Raw genomic sequence first — 875 nt, 5'->3', positions numbered from 1 at the left:
TGGGATGACCTCAACGACTTGCCTGTCGCAGAAACACTGGGCGAAGATACGTTGCATTTTGGTTATAACCGGATGGGCTGGTTAAACCATTTCCAGTTTAACCAACACAGCCCGTTGTCTTTACAGCATGACCCATTGGGACAAGAAATGGTGCGGGAAAGTGCCCACGGCTTTATCCTTGCCAGCCGCTATACCGCATCGGGTTTGCTGTCTCATCAGTCAGCCGGACGGGCAACCCCCCTGTTCCGGGAAACTCTGCAACAAAACGATCCCCATTTTCCGCCACAGGCCACGGTGGTTAACCGTAGCTGGCAATATGACCGGGCGTACAACCTCCAGGTGATTGATGATGGCCGCTGGGGACAAACCCGTTACCGTTACAATACTAACGGTCAGATAATACAGACCCGGTATCAGGGGACACGCCCGTATGAAGAGCAGTTCAGTTATGATGCCAATGGCAACTTAAGCCAGCATATCCCAACAGATGCGCAAGGCGCAATCACACAAATCACGCAACGCCAAAAAGCGGGACGGGTGATACAGCACGGCAATATTCGCTACCGTTATGACACCAACGGGCGGCTTATTGAAAAAACTGAGCAGCGTGACGGTTTCCGGCCACAAGTGTGGCGCTACCGCTGGGATGTGCTGAATCAGTTGACGCAGTGTGAAACGCCGGACGGCTCACGCTGGCACTATCGATACGATGCGTTTGGGCGGCGTATCCGCAAGCTGAAAGTGCACGATGGAAAACTGGCCGCAGCCAATTTACAGCGCTGGCTGGATGGCAAACCGGATCTCAGTGTTAAGCCCAGTGCTATTATAGGCCATAATTATTTGTGGAGCGGTGACCAGCTTATCGAAGAAACGCC

The 875-nt window shown here is 53.0% G+C and carries 1 pseudogene; it reads left to right on the top strand.

The annotated features are described in order from the left end of the window. Window positions 1-875: pseudogene (locus Xenpb_RS19360) on the top strand (RHS repeat protein); the annotation flags it as partial.

This window comes from Xenorhabdus sp. PB62.4 (genome assembly GCF_014467285.1).
GTDB lineage: Bacteria > Pseudomonadota > Gammaproteobacteria > Enterobacterales > Enterobacteriaceae > Xenorhabdus.
The sequence above is the reverse complement of the archived record's forward strand: the minus strand, read 5'-3'. Positions and strand labels throughout refer to the sequence as shown.